Source organism: Streptomyces sp. NBC_00239 (genome assembly GCF_036194065.1).
Taxonomy (GTDB): Bacteria; Actinomycetota; Actinomycetes; order Streptomycetales; family Streptomycetaceae; genus Streptomyces.
The window spans coordinates 6,908,733-6,929,225 of the sequence record NZ_CP108095.1; the positions used below are offsets into that span (position 1 = coordinate 6,908,733).

The 20,493-nt window shown below is 69.6% G+C and carries 26 protein-coding genes and 1 pseudogene; 10 read left to right on the top strand and 17 right to left on the bottom strand.

The genetic code is table 11. The features are described 5' to 3' along the window. Nucleotides 1-32 precede the first annotated feature (32 nt). The 6 genes from OG764_RS30635 to OG764_RS30660 form a co-directional block, all read right to left on the bottom strand. Nucleotides 33-947: an NUDIX hydrolase gene (locus tag OG764_RS30635; protein WP_328971578.1), complete on the bottom strand. Its 915-nt coding sequence runs from the start codon at nt 945-947 to the stop codon at nt 33-35. Nucleotides 948-957: 10 nt separating this feature from the next. Further along, nucleotides 958-1,098, bottom strand: a complete 141-nt coding sequence (locus OG764_RS30640) for a hypothetical protein (RefSeq protein WP_328971579.1) — start codon at nt 1,096-1,098, stop codon at nt 958-960. 795 nt (nt 1,099-1,893) lie between these two features. Beyond that, complete coding sequence (locus tag OG764_RS30645) at nt 1,894-3,108, bottom strand: pyridoxal phosphate-dependent aminotransferase (RefSeq protein WP_033215667.1); 1,215 nt, start codon at nt 3,106-3,108, stop codon at nt 1,894-1,896. 240 nt (nt 3,109-3,348) lie between these two features. Continuing rightward, entirely contained in the window at nt 3,349-4,590 is a 1,242-nt protein-coding gene (locus tag OG764_RS30650) for a hypothetical protein (protein ID WP_051762657.1), read from the bottom strand. A 49-nt stretch (nt 4,591-4,639) separates the two neighbouring features. Next, a complete protein-coding gene (locus OG764_RS30655; protein WP_051762659.1) occupies nt 4,640-5,041 on the bottom strand; it encodes a pyridoxamine 5'-phosphate oxidase family protein in 402 nt (133 codons plus the stop codon). A 47-nt stretch (nt 5,042-5,088) separates the two neighbouring features. Continuing rightward, nucleotides 5,089-5,226: a hypothetical protein gene (locus tag OG764_RS30660; protein WP_158711739.1), complete on the bottom strand. Its 138-nt coding sequence runs from the start codon at nt 5,224-5,226 to the stop codon at nt 5,089-5,091. A 443-nt stretch (nt 5,227-5,669) separates the two neighbouring features. Between OG764_RS30660 and OG764_RS30665 the strand changes: the two genes are divergently transcribed. The 5 genes and pseudogenes from OG764_RS30665 (at nt 5,670) to OG764_RS30685 (ending at nt 8,677) form a co-directional block, all read left to right on the top strand. Then, the gene (locus OG764_RS30665; RefSeq protein ID WP_033215671.1) at nt 5,670-6,032 is read left to right on the top strand and encodes a hypothetical protein; all 363 of its coding nucleotides are present in this window, start codon (nt 5,670-5,672) and stop codon (nt 6,030-6,032) included. A 105-nt stretch (nt 6,033-6,137) separates the two neighbouring features. Beyond that, complete coding sequence (locus OG764_RS30670) at nt 6,138-6,503, top strand: ArsR/SmtB family transcription factor (RefSeq protein ID WP_033215673.1); 366 nt, start codon at nt 6,138-6,140, stop codon at nt 6,501-6,503. 6 nt (nt 6,504-6,509) lie between these two features. Beyond that, entirely contained in the window at nt 6,510-6,953 is a 444-nt protein-coding gene (locus OG764_RS30675; protein ID WP_051762664.1) for a CBS domain-containing protein, read from the top strand. Nucleotides 6,954-7,303: 350 nt separating this feature from the next. Continuing rightward, entirely contained in the window at nt 7,304-7,888 is a 585-nt protein-coding gene (locus tag OG764_RS30680; protein ID WP_202198305.1) for a DinB family protein, read from the top strand. 48 nt (nt 7,889-7,936) lie between these two features. Continuing rightward, nucleotides 7,937-8,677: pseudogene (locus tag OG764_RS30685) on the top strand (IS5 family transposase). A gap of 607 nt (nt 8,678-9,284) precedes the next feature. On the opposite strand, the gene OG764_RS30690 reads toward OG764_RS30685, so the two are convergent. Both OG764_RS30690 and OG764_RS30695 read right to left on the bottom strand, forming a co-directional pair. After that, nucleotides 9,285-9,659 (bottom strand): hypothetical protein, encoded by a 375-nt coding sequence (locus tag OG764_RS30690; RefSeq protein ID WP_202198304.1) that lies wholly within the window; start codon nt 9,657-9,659, stop codon nt 9,285-9,287. A gap of 195 nt (nt 9,660-9,854) precedes the next feature. Then, nucleotides 9,855-10,235 (bottom strand): ArsR/SmtB family transcription factor, encoded by a 381-nt coding sequence (locus OG764_RS30695; protein ID WP_202198303.1) that lies wholly within the window; start codon nt 10,233-10,235, stop codon nt 9,855-9,857. Nucleotides 10,236-10,519: 284 nt separating this feature from the next. On the opposite strand from OG764_RS30695, the gene OG764_RS30700 reads away from it, so the two are divergent. From OG764_RS30700 to OG764_RS30720, 5 genes are all read left to right on the top strand, one after another. Continuing rightward, the gene (locus tag OG764_RS30700; protein WP_202198302.1) at nt 10,520-11,260 is read left to right on the top strand and encodes a carbonic anhydrase; all 741 of its coding nucleotides are present in this window, start codon (nt 10,520-10,522) and stop codon (nt 11,258-11,260) included. Nucleotides 11,261-11,364: 104 nt separating this feature from the next. Continuing rightward, nucleotides 11,365-11,541: a hypothetical protein gene (locus tag OG764_RS30705; protein WP_158711911.1), complete on the top strand. Its 177-nt coding sequence runs from the start codon at nt 11,365-11,367 to the stop codon at nt 11,539-11,541. 31 nt (nt 11,542-11,572) lie between these two features. Continuing rightward, nucleotides 11,573-12,013, top strand: coding sequence for an ATP-binding protein (locus tag OG764_RS30710; RefSeq protein ID WP_266354734.1), 441 nt, complete (start codon nt 11,573-11,575; stop codon nt 12,011-12,013). 10 nt (nt 12,014-12,023) lie between these two features. Next, nucleotides 12,024-12,236 carry a hypothetical protein gene (locus OG764_RS30715; protein WP_202198300.1) on the top strand — a complete coding sequence of 71 codons (213 nt, stop codon included), beginning with the start codon at nt 12,024-12,026 and terminating at the stop codon, nt 12,234-12,236. Beyond that, on the top strand, nt 12,233-12,391 hold the full coding sequence (locus OG764_RS30720) for a DUF6126 family protein (protein WP_008736308.1): 159 nt from the start codon (nt 12,233-12,235) through the stop codon (nt 12,389-12,391). The genes OG764_RS30715 and OG764_RS30720 overlap by 4 nt, the downstream gene beginning before the upstream one ends. Nucleotides 12,392-12,883: 492 nt before the next feature. Here OG764_RS30720 and OG764_RS30725 read toward each other — a convergent pair whose 3' ends face one another. The 9 genes from OG764_RS30725 to OG764_RS30765 all read right to left on the bottom strand — a co-directional run bounded on the left by OG764_RS30725 (nt 12,884) and on the right by OG764_RS30765 (nt 20,445). Further along, nucleotides 12,884-13,219, bottom strand: a complete 336-nt coding sequence (locus tag OG764_RS30725) for an ArsR/SmtB family transcription factor (RefSeq protein WP_008736311.1) — start codon at nt 13,217-13,219, stop codon at nt 12,884-12,886. 234 nt (nt 13,220-13,453) lie between these two features. After that, on the bottom strand, nt 13,454-13,675 hold the full coding sequence (locus tag OG764_RS30730; RefSeq protein ID WP_033224089.1) for an alkylphosphonate utilization protein: 222 nt from the start codon (nt 13,673-13,675) through the stop codon (nt 13,454-13,456). Between the two features lie 35 nt (nt 13,676-13,710). Continuing rightward, on the bottom strand, nt 13,711-14,121 hold the full coding sequence (locus tag OG764_RS30735) for an STAS domain-containing protein (RefSeq protein ID WP_033224106.1): 411 nt from the start codon (nt 14,119-14,121) through the stop codon (nt 13,711-13,713). 17 nt (nt 14,122-14,138) lie between these two features. Next, a complete protein-coding gene (locus OG764_RS30740) occupies nt 14,139-14,510 on the bottom strand; it encodes an ATP-binding protein (RefSeq protein ID WP_051763608.1) in 372 nt (123 codons plus the stop codon). 50 nt (nt 14,511-14,560) lie between these two features. After that, complete coding sequence (locus OG764_RS30745) at nt 14,561-14,992, bottom strand: pyridoxamine 5'-phosphate oxidase family protein (protein ID WP_033224087.1); 432 nt, start codon at nt 14,990-14,992, stop codon at nt 14,561-14,563. Then, nucleotides 14,989-16,656 carry a SulP family inorganic anion transporter gene (locus tag OG764_RS30750; protein WP_237404268.1) on the bottom strand — a complete coding sequence of 556 codons (1,668 nt, stop codon included), beginning with the start codon at nt 16,654-16,656 and terminating at the stop codon, nt 14,989-14,991. The genes OG764_RS30745 and OG764_RS30750 overlap by 4 nt, the downstream gene beginning before the upstream one ends. Nucleotides 16,657-16,724: 68 nt before the next feature. Beyond that, nucleotides 16,725-17,066, bottom strand: a complete 342-nt coding sequence (locus OG764_RS30755) for an ArsR/SmtB family transcription factor (RefSeq protein WP_008736324.1) — start codon at nt 17,064-17,066, stop codon at nt 16,725-16,727. 893 nt (nt 17,067-17,959) lie between these two features. Beyond that, complete coding sequence (locus OG764_RS30760) at nt 17,960-18,418, bottom strand: hypothetical protein (protein WP_033224085.1); 459 nt, start codon at nt 18,416-18,418, stop codon at nt 17,960-17,962. Then, a complete protein-coding gene (locus OG764_RS30765) occupies nt 18,415-20,445 on the bottom strand; it encodes an integrase (RefSeq protein WP_266354724.1) in 2,031 nt (676 codons plus the stop codon). The genes OG764_RS30760 and OG764_RS30765 overlap by 4 nt, the downstream gene beginning before the upstream one ends. Between the last annotated feature and the right edge of the window lie 48 nt (nt 20,446-20,493).

The window sequence follows — 20,493 nt, forward strand, 5'->3', positions numbered from 1 at the left end:
GCATCCGGGAACGGGATGGTGCGGCGTGGGGGTCAGGCCCAGCCGAGTTCGGTGTACGTCTCGCCGCGGCCGATCGCCTCGATCGCGATCTCCGTGTACCTGACCATGGGTTTCGGAAGCTGGGCCGGGTCGGCCCAGACCCACTCCAGGCACCTGTCCGGCTCGCGCACCTCGGGCGTTCCGGACCACGTGCGGGCGCGGAAGAAGAGCCCGATCCTCGGCTGCCCGTCGGAGTCGTCGCCCTCGTCGAGCATGTGCACGGTGTGGACGAGCTCGAGATCCTCCGGCGCGATGATGAGGCCGGCTTCCTCCGCGGCCTCCCGGATTAGCCCGGCCATGGCGCCCTCGGTCTCCAAGTGCCCGGCGAGGGCGTGGAAATGGCCGCCTGCGAACGCGACGTCGGGATGGCGGAGCCCCAGGAGGATCTTTCCGTCTTTGCGTTGGAGGTAGAGGTGGACTCCGACCACGTTCAGCCGGGCCCGGCTTCCCCCGACCCGCGCGGGCCCGCCTGCCCGGGGTGCCGGTACCGGGGCGGTCTTCTGGTGCAGGGCGATGACCTCGGCCGTCCACGGGCACATCGTCAGCCAGGCCGTGGTCTCAGCGGCGAACCACCGGTACATGATGCCCTCGGGGCACGGCAGGGTGCTGTCGTCGCCGTCCCAGGTACCGAGGTAAACCTGGATGTGGCCCTTCTCGCCGGTGGGGCCGTGTGAGCTGACGACGGTGAGGGGCTCCAGCGGCACCCTCAGGCCCGTCTCCTCGAACAGTTCGCGCTCGACGGCCTGGCGGCAGGTTTCCTCGCCCTCGCGGTTCCCGCCGGGGATGGACCAGGTGCCCGGGTCGCAGATGTGCGGCTTGTTGGCGTCCCTGAGATGCAGCAGGTACTGGCCGGCGGAGTTGACCAGGAGTGCAGCGGTGCCTTGCGGCTCGGTGGACAGGGCGGTCATCTGGGGCTCCTCAGGATCGGGAACGAGTGGTGTCGGAGGGCGGCGTGGAGGCGGAGACCGGCATGGTGGTGAGGCGGGCCACCGGCGAGCGCCACAGGATGAGCGCGGGCACGGCGAGGACGAGTGCTCCGGCCAGCAGGACCGTCCGCACGTTCGTGGCGGAGGCCAGGGCGCCCGCGGCCAGTGCGGCGAAGGGCCGGCTGCCGGAGACCAGCCAGGTAGAGGTCTGCTGGGCGCGGGCCTGCAGCTCGGGCGGGCAGATCTGCTGGCGGACCGATTTCTCCGCGATGCAGATGTCTCATGAGACATTCGTAGAGCCGCAGTCTCTGGGCTGAACATCTGCTGATGGTGGCGCCACTTCGAGTCTGCTGTGCGGAAGTCTGAGACATCGGAGCCCTGGGTTGGCCGGCCACGAGAGTCACCCGTTCGGGCGACGTTCGAGGTTGGTACGTATGACCAGCTGCGCGCTGCGCCAGCGCCATGCTCACACACCGGGGACGTGTCAGAGCCCGACCAGCTGGGCACGAGCACGCAAACGCGGAGATGCCCACAGCTCCCGTACCGCAGGGCACGGGCGGGCATGCACGGGACCTTCTCATCCGGGCGGCCTCTTCGCCTTCCGCGACGAACAGCCCACCGCCCGGCACTCGATCACGCTTGGCGTCGAGCAGGTCGCGATCACGACCAAGCGGGCCGTCGATGTAGCTGTCGTCCTGGGACGCGGTCGCCCGGGCCACCGACATCAACTGGGCCACCTGAGGGCTGGCCGACGCGTAGTAAACGGCCGCACCCACCAGGCGATATGGCCAGATTCGCCCGCCCCTGTACTGCAAGGACTGGGGGCATGCCCGCCCGCACAGCGCGGGCATGACCCCAACACTATTTAGCGACTTGCGGAGTTCAGCCATTGCTGATTTCTGCGCATGTTCCAGGTGGTGTGGCGGGGTCAGTGCTGGCTGTATCCGTCGAGGAAGGTTGCGATACGGGTGACCGCGTCGGTGAGCTCCTCGGCGCGGGGCAGGGTGACGAGGCGGAAGTGGTCGGGTTCGGGCCAGTTGAAGCCGGTGCCTTGGACGATGAGGAGGTGCTGGGCTCTGAGGAGGTCGAGTACCAACCGCGCGTCATCGTTGATCTTGTGGACCGTGCGGTCGAGGCGGGGGAAGGCGTACAGCGCGCCTTGGGGCTTGACGCACGAGACGCCGGGGATGTCGTTGAGCAGCTTCCAGGCAGTGTCGCGCTGCTGGGTCAGCCGTCCATCGGGCAGGAGCAGGTCGTTGATGGACTGCGGGCCGCCGAGTGCGGCGTTGATGGCGTACTGGGCGGGCATGCTGGCGCACAGGCGCATGTTGGCGAGGATGTTGAGGCCCTCGATGTAGCTGGTGGCGTGGGCTTTCGGGCCGGAGACGGCCATCCAGCCGGAGCGGTATCCAGCTACCCGGTAGGCCTTGGACAAGCCGTTGAACGTCAGGCACAGCAGGTCGGGGGCGAGGGAGGCGGTGCAGGTGTGGGCCAGGCCGTCGTACAGGATTTTGTCGTAGATCTCGTCCGAGCAGACGATCAGCTGGTGGCGGCGGGCGATCTCCATGAGGCCGTGCAACAGGGCAGTGGAGTAGACGGCGCCGGTGGGGTTGTTCGGATTGATCAGGACCAGGGCCCGGGTGCGAGGAGTGATCTTGGCTTCGATGTCGGCGAGGTCGGGGAACCAGCCGGCCTGTTCGTCGCAGCGGTAGTGCACGGCTGTGCCGCCGGCCAGCGAGACCGATGCGGTCCAGAGGGGGTAGTCGGGTGCGGGGATCAGTACTTCGTCGCCGTTGTCGAGCAGGGCCTGCATGGACATCTGGATCAGCTCGGAGGCTCCGTTGCCCAGGTAGATGTCTTCGGCTGTCAGGCCGGTCACGCCGCGCTGCAGGTAGTAGTCGGTGATGGCCCGGCGGGCTGAGGGCAGTCCTTTGGCGTCGCCGTAGCCGTGTGCGCTGGCCAGGTTGCCGGTGATTTCCCGGAGGATCTCCGTGGGCGCTTCGAAGCCGAATGCGGCGGGGTTGCCGGTGTGGAGCTTCAGAATGCGGTGGCCCTCGTTTTCCAGGCGCGTCGCCTCCTCGAGTACCGGTCCGCGGATGTCGTAGCAGACTCCTGCGAGCTTGCTGGACTGGTTTACCTGCATGTGGTTCACCTCATGGCTGGGAGATTGCGGAGGGCCGGGCCTTGTGGGCTCCGGTGGGCGGTCGGCGCGGCAGCCGTTGCATGGGCGCGCTCTGACCTGCCGCGTTCCGCGCCCGCCAGTGGCGTGGGCTTGGGCAGTGACGAGGATCGCGGCCGTCAGGGCCCGCGGGCCCTGACGTACACAGGTGTCCGCGTGCCGCAGGAGCAGGATGGTTTCGGACGCGGCGGTGGTGTCCCGCGGTCAGGATTGAGAATCGGTGGGATGGGCGGAGTCGCGGATCAGGGCGCTTGCCAGGGCCTGGGTGAGCCCGGGTTCGTCGACGGAGGGCAGCAGCCGGTCCGGCCCCGCCAGCTCAGCCAGTGCGAAGGCAGCGGCCAGGAGACTGTGCGGGGTGAGCCGCCGGGTGCGTGCCGCGGCGGACAGCAGGGCGGGCAGAGCGTGGAGGGGGTGAGCGCGAGAGGCCGTTGCACCCAGCGGGGGCAGATGCTGAGGGCAGGCGCGCAGCACGGGCGTTCCGTCCCGAGGGGCGGGGACGCCGGTCAGGTCGATCAGGAGGTCGGCGGGGCCGGCCGGGTCCACCAGCGGCGCTCCGCTTTGATGCAGGGTCAGGGTCCTGATGCCGGCAGCCGTGAGCAGGCCGGACAGGTCTCCGCCGCGATGAGCGCCGGTGAGGGTCACGCGCGCCTCGCCGGTGGGGATCGCCTTGTGGCGAAGAGCGTTGAGGGCGGCAGCGGTGACGGCGACCGCGTGGGCGTGGCTGGTGGTGTCCACGACCGGTGTGTCGGTGTGCTCCAGGGTGGCGCGGACCGCGCCGACGTAGGCGGGGTGAGTGTGCGACAGGCACAGCGCCGCGAAGCCGGGAGCCAGCGCGGCGGCCGTGGCAGCGAAGTCCTCGGGTGTGTCAGCGTCGATCGGCAGGGGATAGATGTCCAGGCCGGTGGTCCTGCGCAGGTGGGCGGCGGCGGACTCCAGGGCCGGCAGGACCACGGCGGCGGGCAGGGGGCCCAGATCGGCGACGGCGGAGGCGTTGGAGAGCAGTGCGATGCGGTGGCGCCGGCCGGTGCAGGAGTCGACGCTGCCGGGATTGAGGAGCAGATGCTGGATGACGCGGTGGTCGGCTTCGGTGTCCAGGAGCGCCCTCTCGCGAGGGGTGCCGGCGGGCACGCACAGCCGTTGGGTGATCTTGCCCGTGGCGGCAGCGTCCAGGGCGGGATCACCCAGGTGGATCAGGGCTGTGCCGAGACGGTCCCGCAGCAGGGTGCACAGCCGCAGCAGGGTCTCAGGCCCGTCTGTGTCGGCGCTGATCCGGTCGAGGCCGACACCGGGGTCGTGGTCCGTCTCGGTCATGACGGCCCCGGCGACGGAGGCGATGAGCGCCGCGGCTGCGGTAGCCGCGGCCGGCTGCACGTGGGCGGTGAGGCTGAAGGCCGGGCCGGGTCTGCCGGGCGAGGGAATCTGAAGATTGCTGCTGTTGTGCGGCATGCGGGCCTGGCTCCTTATCCGGGACATTCGGGCTGGTGACCTGGGCTGCTCAGGCCGGGGCGCGGGTGAGGCGGTATCCGGTGACGTTGTCCGGGCGGATCCGCAGGAGGTGCTCATGGGAGGTCTGCGGTCCGGCGTGCAGCATCAGGCGATAGCGGGCCTGCTGGTAGCCGTTGGTGATGCGCTGCGCGGGGCCGCTGACCGTCACGGTCCAGCCGGTGTGGTCCTGCGGGTCGACCCATTCGGTCTGGTAGGTGAGGCGGCCGGGACACCGGAACACCGCGGGCGGGCCAGTGAGCTGGACGCGTACGACGAGATACCCGAAGTCGCGGCAGTGGCGCAGGACACGTACCGCGGGCAGTCCCGGCTCGTCGTGGATCAAGCGCCCCGCGGTCAGGATGTCGAGCAGGGGCAGCCCCTCGTCGGGTCCGAGTGCGATGGGACGGGGCAAGGCCCGCGTCGCCGGGGCTGGGTCCCCGTCCGGGTGGGATCGGCTCATCATCCGTGCACCCCCGCGCTCGGGTCCGCCTCGCCGCTCAGGTCGATGCCTCGCTCGCGTCCCAGGCGTTCGACGTCCTCCAGAGCCACGGTGTGCAGGGCCACCGCCCACGCGTCGCCCTGTTCGTCAGCCTCCACGCGGCCCCGTCGCAATTGCGCCGCCCGACGGCGGAGCTCCGGCTCGCCCATCAATCGCCTCCCGTGCCCTGCGCGCCCACCCACACTCCTCGGGTGCAACACGCGTGAAAAATGCCCCACTTCGCGACACCGCCGTGCGGCGGGACGCGGGTGCCCCGACGCCGGCCCCCACGGCAACCACTAGCTGCATACATTATCAGTTGCTAAGATTGGCAATTGGTAAACTCACTAGGAGGGGTCATGCGTATCACGCCGATTCGCGGAGAGAGGGCCCCGGTGCTGCTCTGTGCGGCGTGCGGGCTGCTGTGCCGCCCCTCCGCACTGGACGGCCAGAGGCACTGTTCGCGATGCGGAGGCTCCCGCCTCGTACAGTCCGGCCCCCGCCGCAAGCTGTACCGGGCCGGTTTGGTGCGCGCCTGGCACCGGCTGGGGCGGTGGTGAGCATGTACTGGGATTCAGCGGAGTGTGACGGCGTAGGGGTGCTGCAGCTCTTCGGCTTCCTGGGCCGTCAGGATGCACACCGCTTCGAGGGGGCGGTGGACTGGGTGCGCTCCCGTTGCAAGGGCCCGCTGGTGCTCGACATGTCCGGCCTGCTCGGCTGGAGCACAGAGGGCGAGGCCGCCGTGGTACGAGCAGCCGGGGATTCGCTGGCCGTGTGCGGTCTGCGTGAGCGCCCCGCTCCACTCCTCGCCGCGCGCGAGGCCGTGATCCGGATCTACCCGGACCTTCCCTCCGCGGTGGCCCACCTGGCCTCCGACGCGCGAAGCCGGGCAGAAGCCTCCCGCCCGGCGGGCGATGTGCATTGATAAAGTCGGCAACCGATCATCTCTTGTCCGCGGCCGACGGAAGGCGCACCCGGCCGGGTGCCGCATACCGTCGGCACCGGTCCCCGAACCCATGAGGCGGCGGCCATGAGCACACCTCTGTACCAGCTCAAGGCCGACCTCTTCAAAACCCTGGGCCACCCGGTGCGCATCCGCGTACTCGAACTGCTCAGTCAGCGCGAACACGCCGTCGCCGAACTGCTCCCCGAAGTGGGCATCGAAGCCGCCCACCTCTCCCAGCAGCTGGCCATCCTGCGCCGCGCGAACCTGGTCGCCACCCGCAAGGAAGGCTCGGCGGTCTTCTACCGCCTCACCACACCCCAGGTCGCCGACCTCCTGGCCGCAGCCCGCAGCATCCTCAGCGGTCTCCTGGCCGGCCAGGCCGGACTCCTCGAAGACCTCCGGGCCGCAGCGCCCTCCGTCAGCGCACCCGCCCCTGCACGCCCGGCCTGACGCCGCGTGCCCCACCCCCTGGAGCCGACGATCACTCCTCCAACGAGCCCCACCGCCGCCGACGCCATGATCCCGCCGGACCTGCAGATCAGTGACCACACCAGCATCGACAGGGCGCTCGACGTTCTGCGCGGATCCCACAGCCAATACGTACTCATCCGTGACGACACCGGCCGGTGCGCCGGCATCGTCACCCGCGACCAGCTCACCGCCCTCGGGGCAAAACCCTGGTACGCCGAGAACACCCGCGTCCGTGACATCGCGCACGACCACAGCCCGTTCGCCCGCCCCGGCATGCCCGCCTCGGAGGCCGCCGCCGCCATGCGCGAACGGTCTCTGACGGTCCTGCCCGTCGTCGATGAGGAGGGCTTCGCCGTAGGCATCCTCACCACCGAACGGCTGCAGACACTCCTCGGCACAGCATCACAGGACACGCAAGAGCAACCCTGACCCCAGGCTGCCGATCCGGCATTTCCCGTGCGCCCCGAAACCGACGGCCCGCCCAAGGCCGGTCCGGCTGCCGCCGACAGGCCGGTCCGGCTGCCGCCGACGCTGCACGAAGCCCGCTGGGCCGCTCTCGGACGACCGCAGGCGAGCCGCCGCAGCCCCGAAAGGACCAGGCGCTCGCCCTCACAGCGCCGGAATGATCCAGCGGCTTAGAGGTTGTCGCACGTGGACAGGTTCCTGAGCTCCTTGCAGCAGGCGGGGCGGTGACCATAGCTGACCACGGCTCCGCCAGTCGTTGCGGACCGCGTACGGGATCTTGAGACTATGAGCAGCCCATGGCAGGCTCGTGCCGCATGATCGATGATTTCGCGAAAGACAACCTGCACAAGAGACTGCGGCGGGACCGTGAGGCGTTGCTCTGGAAGCTCGACGGCTTGTCCGAATACGACGCGCGCCGGCCTCTGACGGCGACCGGGACCAACCTCCTCGGCCTGGTCAAACACGTGGCCACGGTCGAGGCCAGGTACTTCGGTGAGGTCTTCGGCCGCCCTTCTCCGGAGCCGCTTTGCCGGTGGCAGGACTCCGACGGCAGCGATCAATGGGCGGCCGAGAACGAGACGCGTGGTCAGATCGTCGGGTTCTACCGGCGCACGTGGGAACACTCGGATGCGACGATCGACGAGCTTGCCCTCGATGCCCCCGGCCACGTGCCCTGGTGGCCGGAGCCTTATACGAACACGAACCTGTTCGCCATCATGGTCCATGTCCTCGGCGAGACCATCCGGCATGCCGGGCACGCCGACATCCTGCGCGAGGGCGTAGACGGCCGGACCGGGATGCGCGCCGAACACGAGCAGCCGATAGACAAGGAAGCCCGCGCAGCCTACTTCGCGAAGATCGAGCAAGCCGCCAGGATGGCCACACCAACCACCGCGTAGGGGCTGTTCCAGGACATGAGGTGATGTTCGAACGGCATGATGCCGGTCGTGAGCGCTGATCTGTCGAAGCGTCTGGTTCCTGATGAACTCTGGGAGCTGGTTGGCCCGTTCACGGCAGTGGCGTACGTGCTGACCAGCGGCTGTGCCTGGCAGCATCTGCCGCCGACGTTCGGCACGTCCTCCGCCACCGCGCATCGGCGCTTCACGGTATGGACCGGGGTCGGCCTGTGGCGTCGGCTGCATCGGGCGGTGCTGGACGAACTCGGGGTCCGGGGCGAGGTGGACTGGACCTCGACGATCGTCGACGCATCCTCCGTTCGCGCCAACGGGGGATCGCTGACGGGCCCGCACCCCGGGCGATCGTGGCAAGAAGGGCAGCAAGCTGCCCGTCTTGTCCGATGCCCAGGGCATCCCGCTCGCCGTCGCCGTGTCGGGTGCGAACATGCACGACAGCCTCGCCTTCAGGCCGCTCATCCTTGGCATCCCGGCCGTCCGGTCCGGCCGGGGGCCCCGACGGCGCCGGCCTGCCAAACTTCGCGCGGACAAGGCGCACTTCTCCGCCGAACACCTCATCTGGCTGCGCGAGCGTGGGCTTGTCGCGCGCATCGCGCGGCCAGGCATCGAGTCCGGCGAACGCCTCGGCCGGCACCGCTGGAAGATCGAACGGTCGATCGCTTGGCTCTTCGGCTACCGCCGCCTGAGCATCCGATACGAACGAAAGGGCTCGCACTCCTCGCCTTGGCCGCTGCCCTGACCTGCTACAAGGAGCTCGCGAAACTTGCCACGTGAGACGACCTCGTAGAATCTCGGACACGTCGTCCGCGTGTACGGGGCCCGGATACCTCGGCGCAGAGTTCGTAGCGCGCCTCCATTGCGGGTTGAAGCATGCGGCCCTCCGCTCTCGCCTCTGTCCGCCCTCGCCTCTGTTGGGCGCGATTTACCGGCCCCAGCCGGTCGCGAGGCCCAAGTCCATAAGTTGATCAAGGCTGGCGCCCTGCTCCGTCCTGGGACCCGTCCGGCGCTTCGCTGTGTCTCTGCGGCGCGGCACGGGTTCACGCTGGAGGAGGATCGCGAGCGGGTGCTGCTCAACGCCGCTCGGGCACCTGACCGCGCGGCACCATCGGGGGTGGCGCCGTCGCGGCGCCGAGGCCCGCCTTGGGTCCGCCAATCCGCTGCCCACGCCACGCGCGGGGAGCAGTGGGCGCCCCTGCGGCTGGATGCCCTCAACGGGTGAAGCTTCAGGCTTCGGAGACCCTATACAGCCGCAGGGGCGAGTGTCGTGCTTCGTCGAGGCCGGGGCCCTGGCGGGGCCGTAGGGAGCTGCAGACTGCCAGACATGCCGACATGGATAGTTGCGAAAAATTGCAACTCTTGGGCGTGGGAAAGAGGGCTGAGCTCAGATTTCGAGGTCGGCTTCGATGCGCCGCAGCTGGTGGCGGGCCATGGCCAGGTTGGCGTTGCGCTTGTCGAGGACGAGGTAGAGGAAGAGGGTTTCCTTGCCGCGTCCGGTGCACAGGAGCAGGAGGTGGTACTGGTTGCCGAGGGTGATCAGGACGTCCTCGATGGCGTCGGTGAGTCCGAGGTGTTCCATCGTGCGGACCTTGGCGCGGATGACGTCGGTGTTGCCGGCTGCGGCCACGGCGAGGTCGAGGTCGCGTCCGCCGCCTGCGGTGCCGAGTGCCATTCCGCTGTTGTAGTCGACCACTGCGGCTCCGAGGGTCCCCTCGACGCTGGTCATGATGTCCTTGAGGGCGGTGTCCACGTTGGCCATGATGTCGCCTTCCGGTGTGTCTGCGTGCGCGCTGGGCGCGGGCTGTCACCGGGACGCTACTCATTGCCTGGCCCCGCCCGTGGGGGATTCGGCAAGTTCGGGTGGGGTTGGCGTGATCGGGCGGAGGGAGTGGGGCGGGCCGTCCCGCAGCGCGGGAGGGTGCCGGAGGACTGGCGTCCGGGGCGGGTGTGCGGGTTATCGGTGGGGGTGGGCGGTGAGGTCGGCCAGCAGGCTGGCCTGGCCCTGTAGGACGCCGGTGAGGATGCTGCGGGCCACGCGCAGGAGCTCGGCGACTTCGTCGCTGGCGAGGCGGTAGTGGACGCTGACGCCCTCTCGTCGGGTGTGGACGAGGTTGGCTCTGCGGAGTACGGCGAGTTGCTGGGACAGGGACGCGGATTCCACGCCTACCTCGGTGAGGAGTTCGGAGACTGCGTGTTCGCGTTGGCTCAGGAGTTCCAGGACGCGGATGCGTACCGGGTGGCCGAGGGTTTTGAAGAACTCTGCCTTCAACTGGTAGAGGGGAGTGCTGACCTCTGGGGTCTCGTCCTCGTTCGCTTTGCTGGCGCGTCCTGACACGGCGTGGGCCCAATCCTGGCGTCGGGCGGCTGTCGGACGTCTGCCGCGCTGTGACCGCCACAATTGCAGAATTCCGTACGCTGCGGACCGTTGCCCGGGGTATCGGGGTATCGGGGAATCAGGTCGCGTGGTGTCTGTGTCCGCCGCGGTTACGGCTGCGGCACTGACTGCAGGCCGCGGCCGGGGGCCACTGGCTCGAGGGTGTTTTCTCGCCATGGCCTGGCCAAGGAAGTGCCAAGGCGGCCCGTGGTCCCGGGCGTCGGGCCTGGTGCCCGCCTAGGGTGATGTGCGTGAGTGCCCAGGGTGAAGGCGGCGGGAAGGTGCTGGGGAGGCGCGGGCTCGCTCGCTTCGCCCTCACGGGTGCGGTCGCCTTGGGGGCGGGGCTCGTATCCGGTTCCAGCGCCGTCTCCACGCGTTCCGATGGCGGGGTGCGCAGGCGTCCCGTGACGCCGGAAGGCGCGTGGGCGGAGCTGGCCGCGGGCAACGGCCGCTGGCGGACACTGCGTGAGCGGCATCCGGACGAGTCGGGTGGGTTGCGCAGGGAGCTGGTGGGCGGCCAGCATCCGTTCGCCGTGGTGCTGGGCTGCGTGGATTCCCGCGTTCCGCCGGAGCTGGTCTTCGATCAGGGGCTCGGTGACCTGCTGACGGTCCGCTCGGCCGGTGAAGTCCTGGACGAGGCGGTGGTGGGGAGCGTCGCGTACGGGGTGCTGGAGCTGGGGATTCCGCTGGTGGTGGTCCTGGGGCACCAGGCGTGCGGGGCCGTCGCCGCCGCCGTCCACGCCGAGACGGGGCAGGGTGAGCTGCCAGGTCCTCTGCGGTATCTGGCCGGGCAGATCCGTCCGTCGATCGATCGCACGCTGACGGGGGACGCGTGCGTGGACGCGGCGGTCACCGCGAACGTGCGCCGGGTGGCCTCGCGGCTGGCCGCCCAGTCCGAGATGGCGGGGCGTATCGCGGCGGGGAAGCTGGCGGTGGTCGGGGCCCGCTACGAACTGGCCGGCCAGTGGGCGCACCGGGTCGGCTGACCGGGAGTGGGCGGTCAAAGAGACTGGCGGGCGGGGCAGGCCACGCTAGACTTGCAGAGTTATGCAATTTACTAGTTCCATGATGGTGGACGGGGGGTTGCGGTGTGGTCGGATTCGAGGGTGCGGCGCTGGAGCGGGTCCGTGTGGCGCGGGTTCGTCTGGAGGCTGCGCGGGAGGCCGAGGACGCCTTCGAGGAGGCGCAGGCAGCCGAGGAGCTGGAGGACGCTTCGCGTCTGGCCCGGGAGCACGGCATCGGTGCTGATGAGCCGGGTGTCCGGTGAATCTGGCGGCGCGGCCGCAGGCGGGCCGGTAATGGGCCGCGATCCGAGCGGGCGGCAGTTGGTCCGGGAGCGTCGCCATGCCTGGACGGTGCCGCTGGCGCCGGGTTCGGTGAGGGCCGCGCGCGAGCGCACCGAACGGTCCCTGGTGCTGTTCGGTGTAGGAGGAGCATCCTCGCTCGGCGGTGCGGTGCTTTTGGTGGTCAGCGAGCTGGTGGCCAACGCCGCCCGCCACGCCACGGCATCCCCCGAGGCCGAGATCACCCTGACCATGACCGATCACCTGCTCGTCGTCGCCGTCGGGGACCTCGACCCGCTCCCGGTCACGCTCGCCGACCGGTCCGCGGGACAGGGGCTGCGCACGGTGGCGGACCTGGCGCGGGCCCACGGCGGCGACGTCGGCGTCGAACCCTCGCCCGACGGGCGCGGGAAGACGGTGCTGGTCCGCTTCATCCTGCCGTCCGGAACACCGTGACCGGCGCATCGTGAGCGGCACCGACGAAGTGGAGGAGCAGATGTACGAGATCACGTATCTGGGCGGGGACGATCCGGCGACCTGCCGGGTGGCGGCCGCCGAGGTCGCGGACCTCATCGAGCAGGCCGGCTCCGTCGGTGCCACGATCCTCATCCGGCCCTACGCCCGCCCGGCGACCGCTCGGGACGCCGCAGCGGCAGGGAAGGGAGCAAGTCAGTCATGAGCGACGACAAACGCGCCGAGACGGCGAGAGCGGATGCGGAGAAGTGGAAGGAGAAAGGGGTCGCGCTGCGCGCGTTCTTCTACATCTTCGGCACGCACGTGTTCGCCGGATTCATCTGGCTGCTGTTCTATCTGGGCCAGCACGCCCAGAAGTAACCGCATTCGCCGAGCAGGGCACGGCCATGACATCGAAGGCGCGGACCCCGCCGGCCCGGGACGACCTGCGGCGCCGCGCCGCGGGCGAATAGGAGTGCCGCATGCTCGCGGCGATCGGGGTGGCGCGGTGGTGTTCCCGCGGCTGGCTCCGTCGGCCGTCCGCTTGGTGCCTCGCGTGGTGTCGGCCGGTTCGGTGACCCATGCCGCGGAGCGTGTCGGTGACGGGCATCGCCACACTGGAGCGTGAACCGGGGCGTTTTGTCCGCTGCCCGGGCCTGCTGCCGCTGACGGGCGAGGGCTCGGGCCAGGGCGCGATCCTGGGCATCCGCCGCGCTTCGCTCACCGGCCGTAGTCTGATGGCCGGCTCCTGTAAGCACTCCACGGCGGGCTGGGGGCCCGAAGAAAGAGGGAAGCGGCCGTCTCCCGGTGTCAGAAGCGCCGGGTGAACCCCGCACTACGGAAGACGGCCGCCGTCTGAGGGCGCCCGGCCGGCTATTTCCGGCTGGTGGCGCGCAGGTCGGCCAGGAGATCGGCCTGGCCCTGCAGGAGACCGGACAGGATGCCGCGGGCGACGCGCAGGAGTTCGGCGACGTCGGGGCTGGTGAGCCGGTAGTACACGTTGGAGCCCTCACGGCGGGTGGCCACGAGGTTGGCTTTGCGCAGCACCGCGAGCTGCTGGGACAGGGAAGCGGCTTCGATGCCGACCTCGGCCAGCAACTCGCCGACCGCCTGCTCACGCTCGGCCAACAGCTCCAGCACCCGGATCCGGGCCGGATGGCCGAGCGTTTTGAAGAACTCGGCCTTCAGCTGGTACAGCGGCGTGACCATCGGCGCTCCTGCGGCGCCGGCCGGGCCGCTGCCATCCCGGGCCGTGTTCTTCGCGCGTGTACCTGGCACCTCGTCCACCCAAACTCTCCACCAGGGGACCTGCTCCAGCGTCCCCGTCAACATCCTGCGACCTCTACAATTGCAGATTTTCGCAACTGATGGATACCCGCGGGAGCGGATCAGGCCGAACAGCCCGTCGTTGAGGGCGCTTCGGCCCGGGCCTCTGTGGCCGGGTCAGGCCTTCTTGACGAATTCGCTCTTCAGGACCAGGCCCTTGACCTTTTTGGTGTTGCACTCGATCTCGCCGGGCCGGGAGGTGAGGCGGATGTTCTTGACGAGGGTGCCGCGCTTGAGGGTCTCGGAGGTGCCCTTGACCTTGAGGTCCTTGGTCAGCGTGACGGAGTCTCCCTCCTCGAGCACGGTGCCGTTGGAGTCCTTGAAGGTGATGTCGCTCATGATGTGGCTGTGTTCCTTGGTTGCGAGGTGGCGGGTCAGATAGTGCTGGCCGTGACCACGGGGCGGGCGGGCCAGTTGCCGGTGCTCCACTGCCTGTCGGGCTGGCGAATCTGGCGGTGTGCGGCCAGGGCTGCGGGCAGGTCGGGGTGGACGGGTATGGAGGGTCCGGTGGCCTCGGGGACGAGGGAGCCGTCGGCGGGGATCGCGGCGAGTTCGAGGCGACGCCCGTGTTCGGCCAGAAGGCGGGCGGCCTGGGCCACGGCCAGCTGCCCGCCGGCCGACCAGCCGTGCAGGGCGGTCAGGTCCAGGATCACGGGCCCGGTGCCCCGGGCCAGGGCCCAGCCCACCGCGCCGGTGAAGCGGCCGGTCGCCTCCGCGCCGAGGTATCCGGCCAGGGAGAGGACAGCCAGGTCCTCGTGCGCGGCGTAGTTCCACTCGATCGTCATCGTCGCTTCCTCGGTGTTCACAGGGGCAGGGTGATCCAGACGCTCTTGCCGCGACCGTCCGCGTCCGGGCGCACGACGGCGGTGCCGCCCAGTTCCATAGTCATCTCCACCACGGTGGCCAGCCCGCTGCCCGGCTTGATGGCCAGTGCCCCGTAGAGGGCGGGCAGGTAGGGGTGGCGGTCGTGGACAGCGAACGCGAACACGCCCGGGCCGTGGGCGTAGGTGACGGTGAGCGTAGGGGAGAGCGCGGCGGCGTGGCGGACAGCGTTGGTGACCAGCTCCGCCAGGATCAGCAGCGCCGGTCCGACACTCGGATGGCGAAGACCCACACCGCACTCCAGCAGCACGAGCTCGGTCGTCTCCCTCGCGGTGCGTACGGCGGCGCCCATCGCGGGCAGGGTCAGCACATGCCGGTAGGGCAAAGTCTCCGTCCGGACGCTCACCGCTCCTCCACGGGCGCCAGGCGGTGTCCGGTGAGGGCCTGCGGGTGCAGCCACAGCAGCGTGTCATGGGGCCCGTACGCCATCCCGGGCAGGATCCGCCGGTAGTGGGCCGTCTCATCGGGGTCGGTGATCACCTCGGCCGGGCCGTGGACGGTGAGCGTCCACCCGGTGCCGGTCCGCGGGTGGATCTGGTCGACCTGGTAGGTCAGCACCGTCCGGCCGGCGACGGCCGATGTCTGCACCGGCGCGCGCACGACCAGCCGCCCGCACGCCATCACGTGCGTGGCGGGCCGGATGACAGCCTGCTCCCGCCGCACATACACCAGGCGGCCCCGGTAGAGCGGACGGCCGTGGCTTGCTCCTTCGAGGAGCCAGAGCACTTCTGCCCCGGACATGTCGGTCAGGTTCAGGTCGGCGGGGACGGTCATCGCGGGCCCTTCCGGATGCGGTGCGACTCAGGCAGGTGCGGTCGGTGGCGCGCCGGCACAAGCCCGGCCTGCTCCAGGTGCTTGCGGGCGCCGGCGATGGCCTCGGGGGTAGTGGCGTACTCGCGGTCTTCCTGCTGGAGCAAGGCCAGGGCGCCCACCGATTCCAGGGCCTGGCGCTGACCGGGGCGGATGCCGGAGGTCATCACGGCGATCCCCCGCCGGTTCAGCTTCTCCACCGCGTCCTTCAACACCAGCGCGCCAGTGGCGTCCAGGGTCGTGACGCGGGACATGCGCAGGATCACCACCCTCACGTCAGCGACCTCGGACAGCTCCAGGAGGAAGCGGTGCGCGCCGGCGAAGAACAGAGGCCCGTCGATGCGGTAGGCCACGATGTGCTCGGCCAGGAGAGCGTGCTCCTCGGCGCTGTGCTCACCGGGCATGTCAGGGCGGAAATCGACCTGGTCCATCCGCGCCTGGCCCGCCACAGCCCGAAGGGCCAGGGCCCCGGCGACGACGAGACCGATGATCACCGCGTAGACGAGGTCGAGGACGAGCGTGGCCACCGCGGTCAAGACCAGGACCACCGCATCCGAGCGCGTGGCCCTCACCATCGCCCTCAGAGCGCCGACCTCGATCATGCGGATCGCGGTAGCCAGCAACACACCCGCCAGCGCCGCAAGCGGAATCTTCGACACCAGCGGAGCCGCGGCGAACACGATCACCGCCAGCACCGCCGCATGCGACAAGGACGCCAGCCGCGAGGAGGCTCCGCTGCGCACGTTGACCGCCGTCCGGGCTATCGCCGCAGTCGCGGGCACACCGCCGAACAGCGGGGCCGCCAGATTCGCAAGCCCCTGCCCGAACAATTCCCTGTCCGGGTCGTGCTTCTGCCCCACCGTCATCCCGTCAGCCACCGTGGCCGACAGCAGCGACTCCAGCGCCGCCAGCGCGGCCACCGCCACCGCAGGCGCGAGCAGCGAGCCGAGCGCGGAGACGTCGAGGAAGGACAGCGACGGAGCGGGAAGTCCGGACGGCAGATCACCGATCGGCGCCGCACCCCGCAGCCCGAACACCTGAACCAAGGCGGTGGCGGCGATGACCGCGACGATCGAGAAAGGGATCGCCGGACGCCACCGCGCCCCGGCCAGCATCACCACGGCCACACCCAGCGAGAGCCCGATCGCCGTCCAGTTCGGAAACGCCACGAACTCGACCACGGCCCGCCAGGCCACCAGCAGGACCTTCTCGCCCTCGGGCTTGGCCACCCCGAGCGCGTTGGGGATCTGCTGGAGACCGATCACGCACGCGATACCGAGGGTGAAACCCTCCACCACCGGCGCCGGCACGTACTGCATATACCTGCCGGCCCGCAGCAGCGCCAGACCGATCAGCATGACACCGGCCATCAGCCCGACCGTCAGCACACCGCCGGGCCCGTACTGTGCCACGATCGGCACCAGCACGACGGTCATCGCCCCGGTCGGTCCGGACACCTGCAGGTTGGAGCCGCCGAATATCGCCGCCAAAGCGCCCGCGACCACTGCGGTGGCAAGTCCCGCCTCCGCGCCCAGACCCGAGGAAACGCCGAAGCCCAGGGCCAGAGGCAGGGCCACGATCGCCACCGTCAGCCCCGCCAGCAGATTCCGCCGGGGGTCGCGGGTCATCCCAGCTAGATCTGCGCGCGTGGGCAGCACCGCCCGCAGTCGGCTCGCCGACTCCACGAGGAACGTGTTCACGACGCACGGCCTCCCGTCTCGCGCAGCTCCGCCAGGAGCTGCGTCTGCCCGGTGAGGACCTCGGTCAGGATCCGGCGTGCCGCCAGCATCAGCTGGGCCACGTCGCCGCCGGCTACCGCGTAGACGACCGTGGAGCCGTTGCGGGAAGAGGTGACAATCCCGGACCGGCGCAGGACCGCCAGCTGCTGCGACAAGGCAGAGGGCTCCACCTCGATCGACGCCAGCAGCTCGCGCACCGGCAATGGCCCGTCCTGCAGCAACTCGAGTACGCGTATGCGCACGGGGTGCCCGAGCATGCGGAAGAACTCGGCCTTCGCCTGATACAGCGGAACCGGCACGATCTCCACCCTTCAACGCCGCGGGCCTGCGGTCTGGTGCCGTGCCCGCGGCTACCTACGGACACAACTCCTACATCATGTATTCAATTGCAGATATTTGCAATTTATGGATGCTGCGGAAAGTTGTCGCCGCGAGGAGTACCGTCATGCCGTGAGGTCTCGCCGCCACCCCCGTCGGCGAGACCTCACCGACTTCGGCGCCGTAGGCGTGACCTGCTCCGAGCCGGGCGGTGGGAATGCTTCCGTCCGGCCAGACCCTCCCCGGCGGAACGGGGGCGGTGGGTCAGATTTCAGGCAATCTTCACCGGCTTTGACAGCTTGGTCTTCGATGACGAAGCCGGCTTCTCGATGACGCCGCCGGTCGCCGTCCGCCCCCGGGGCCGGCCGGGACGGTGTCATCGGGCGCCGTCCGCGACTGTTCCCGGCCTGGTCCGCCGTAGCCTGATGGGTGGCCCTCACCAGCATCCTCTGGCTGGCGAGCACGGCTCGTGGGCACCACTCACCGCTCGCGCCCTGCACCTCATCCGCGGCTCTCCTGGTCGCGGTCGGCGAAGCCGGTGACCGGCTGCGGCAACACTTGACGGCACGCGAGGCAGCAGGCCACCGCGCTTGCGGCCCCGGATGTGTGGTGGCGGGCGTCGAATGCGGCGAGAGGGCAGCAGAGGGTGGAGCGGCCGACGCTAAGATGCCCGGCGATGGCAATGACGGACTCCTTCGCGGCGCGGCGCCGCAGCGTGACGGCGAGCGCCGCGAGGGAGGTGGCCGGTATGCCGCGCCTGCCGTGGCCGCGGCGGTGTCCAAGCCGACATCCACCCTGCGCACGACAGCTGGATGTCCAGCAGATATATGCCGACCCGTGTACCGCGCTGTATCCCCTGGATGCGGGAGTGCCGTCACGCGTGGGAATTGTTGTCGAGTCTTGTGCGGCGTCCGTCGAGCCCGACGATGTTGGTGCCCTGCTGTCGGCCGATCTCCTCGCGCAGGGCACAGTTGTCGTGGTGCAAGGCGGCGATAGCGGTGGCCGCGGCCCTGAGCTGTTTCTCCAGGAGCGCGCATGTTCGGGTCTTGGCGGCCAGTTTCTTGCGCAGCTTGCTGATCTCCTCGTCTCTGCGGGCCTCTCCGGACGTGGTCTTGCCCTGCTCGGCGATGCGGGCATCCCATTCGGCGAGGATCGGCCGAGCTCGGTTCATGGTGGCCCGGCTGACCTGGGCTTCTCTCCAGAGGTTCTCCTTGGTGAGCCGTCCGTCGGTGCGCTGTGGCTTTCCGGCAAACAGCCGCTGCATGGCGGCCCTCAGGGCCTCCGCGGTGTCGGGCGAGACACCGTCGCAGGTCATACGGCTGTGAGCGGTCATGCGGAGGTACCCCGGATCTTGTCAAGGACCGATTCGGCGCGTTCGGCTTCCCTGGCGATCAGGGCTTTGCGGCAGGCGGGCAGTCCAGGGGTCTTCAGGAGCTCGAGCTGGGTGCGGTGGTGTGCGTCGTAGAACGGGGCGTGCTCGGTGCCGATCATGCTGTTGGGGCAGCGGTCGGGCCGGCAGAGGTCTTCCAGCGGGCCGATATGCCCTTCGGGGATGATCGCGTTCTCCAGGCAGACGGCGCCGGTCGGGTTGCGTTCGTCGAACAGGCAGTTGTTGAGTGCTCCGAAGCGGATGGTGATCCGGGCTTTGCGCAGGAGGTCGTTTTCGACGCGGGCGTCTCCGTGGCGGGCCCGGGCGGTGGCTGTGATCTGCTCGAAGACGCCCTTGAGGCGTTCGGCTCCGGGGCCGAAGCCGATCTCCTGTCCTTGGGAGTGGGCCCCGTACAGGTCCTTGAGCCGGCGGAACCGGGCGGCGTGGACCGCGTCTTGAAGGTGCTTGGCCCAAGCGGAGTCGGGAGCTGCGTAGCCGCGGGTGGCGCGGTTGGCCAGGGCGCGGGTGGCGATGTGCTTGAGCTGCATGCCCAGCGCGATCTCGGAGCCGGCGAACTGGTCGGTGAGCATCGCCATCGTCCTGCGGAACATGTGGGGCCGGGCCTTGCCGTCGGGGATCGCAGCCAGCCCGGACCAGGTGAGGCCGGCGTTGACGAACCCGATGAACGAGTCGACCATGGCGCCGCCGTCGAGTTCTTCGTTGACAGCCTTGGGTGTCAGCGGGGCGAAGACCCGCACGGGGTGGGGGGAGACGGCCTCGGCGACCGCGATGGCCTCCGCGACCGGCTCGCTGATCCACCAGTGCTTGCGCGGTCGCCCGGGACGGCCCTTGACGAGGGTGGAGGCGACGGCGGGTGCGTTGTAGTGCTCGACGACGCTGCCCCGGACGATCTCTTGCAGTTCAGAACTTCGCATCATCGACAAGGCGGCCACCAGCACGAAGGCGGCATCGCGCAGGATCGTGGGCAGGCGGGACAGCTCGTAGAGGTCGAAACCGGGGTGCCAGGGGCCGCGGCTGCCGTCCGGGCGGGTGACCTGCGTCAGTTCCACGGGCAGGCCGTAGGCGTACCGGCCGTCGGCCACCGCCCGCTGGACCCTCTCTCTGCGCTGTCGGCCCGCCATGCAGTACGTCCCGAAGAACGAGCTGCTCTGCTTCTCCTTCACTCCCAGCAGCAGCGTCAGCATCACCCAGTAGACCTCCGGCTGCTGTCCTTCGGCCGTGTGCGGGTCGTGGTGGCAGGGCACCTTGTTCGCCGGGTCGGCCAGCCAGGCGTCCAGTTCCCCGTTCTTGTCGCGGACATCGGCCGAGAGCCTTGCGGCACGGCGCAGTTCCTTGAGCATGTCCAGTGCGCGGAAGATGTCCGGGGCGAAGACGTGGATGTACGTCCATGCGGCACGGACCAGCGCAAACCACATGTCGGGCGGAATCGCTTTCGTGGACAGGGTGCCATCGCGCACGTCTTTGGCCACCTGTCCCGGAGGTTTGCCCGGCCACGGGTTGACACCCGGCCAGCCGCAGCTGAGCGCCGGGGAGAGCGTCGCCATCCGCTGGACGAAGCTCACATGCCGTGTGAGCGTTCTCGGTTTCACTTCCCTCTTCAGTGCCTTGATGCGTCGGCGCAGATCGGACTCACTCCAGCGGGAGGGGTCCTCGGGAAGGCCGTCCTCGCGGGCCCAGGTGATCACACCGCGCAGGCAGCTGATCTCCAGATTGATGCTGCCGATGTCCCACGGGGTGAAGCCGAGGTGAAGCCCCGCCGCCTGGAGTGCCTCGTGGCCGGGGTTCGCCAGAATTATGATCATTTCGCGGGCGAGAAGATTCCAGGGCTCATCGGCCAGCACGCCGACCAGGCGCATCTTCCACCACGAGCGGTTGCGGTTGGCGGGCCGGCGCACGACACCGTTGAAGTCCATGAACTCGCTGTCGCCGAACAGCGGCATGCGGACCTGCGATCGGCGAGCCGCAGGCATCAGAGGGTGGCTCTGGACAACGGGTTCGTCCGGGCGGAACAGGGACCG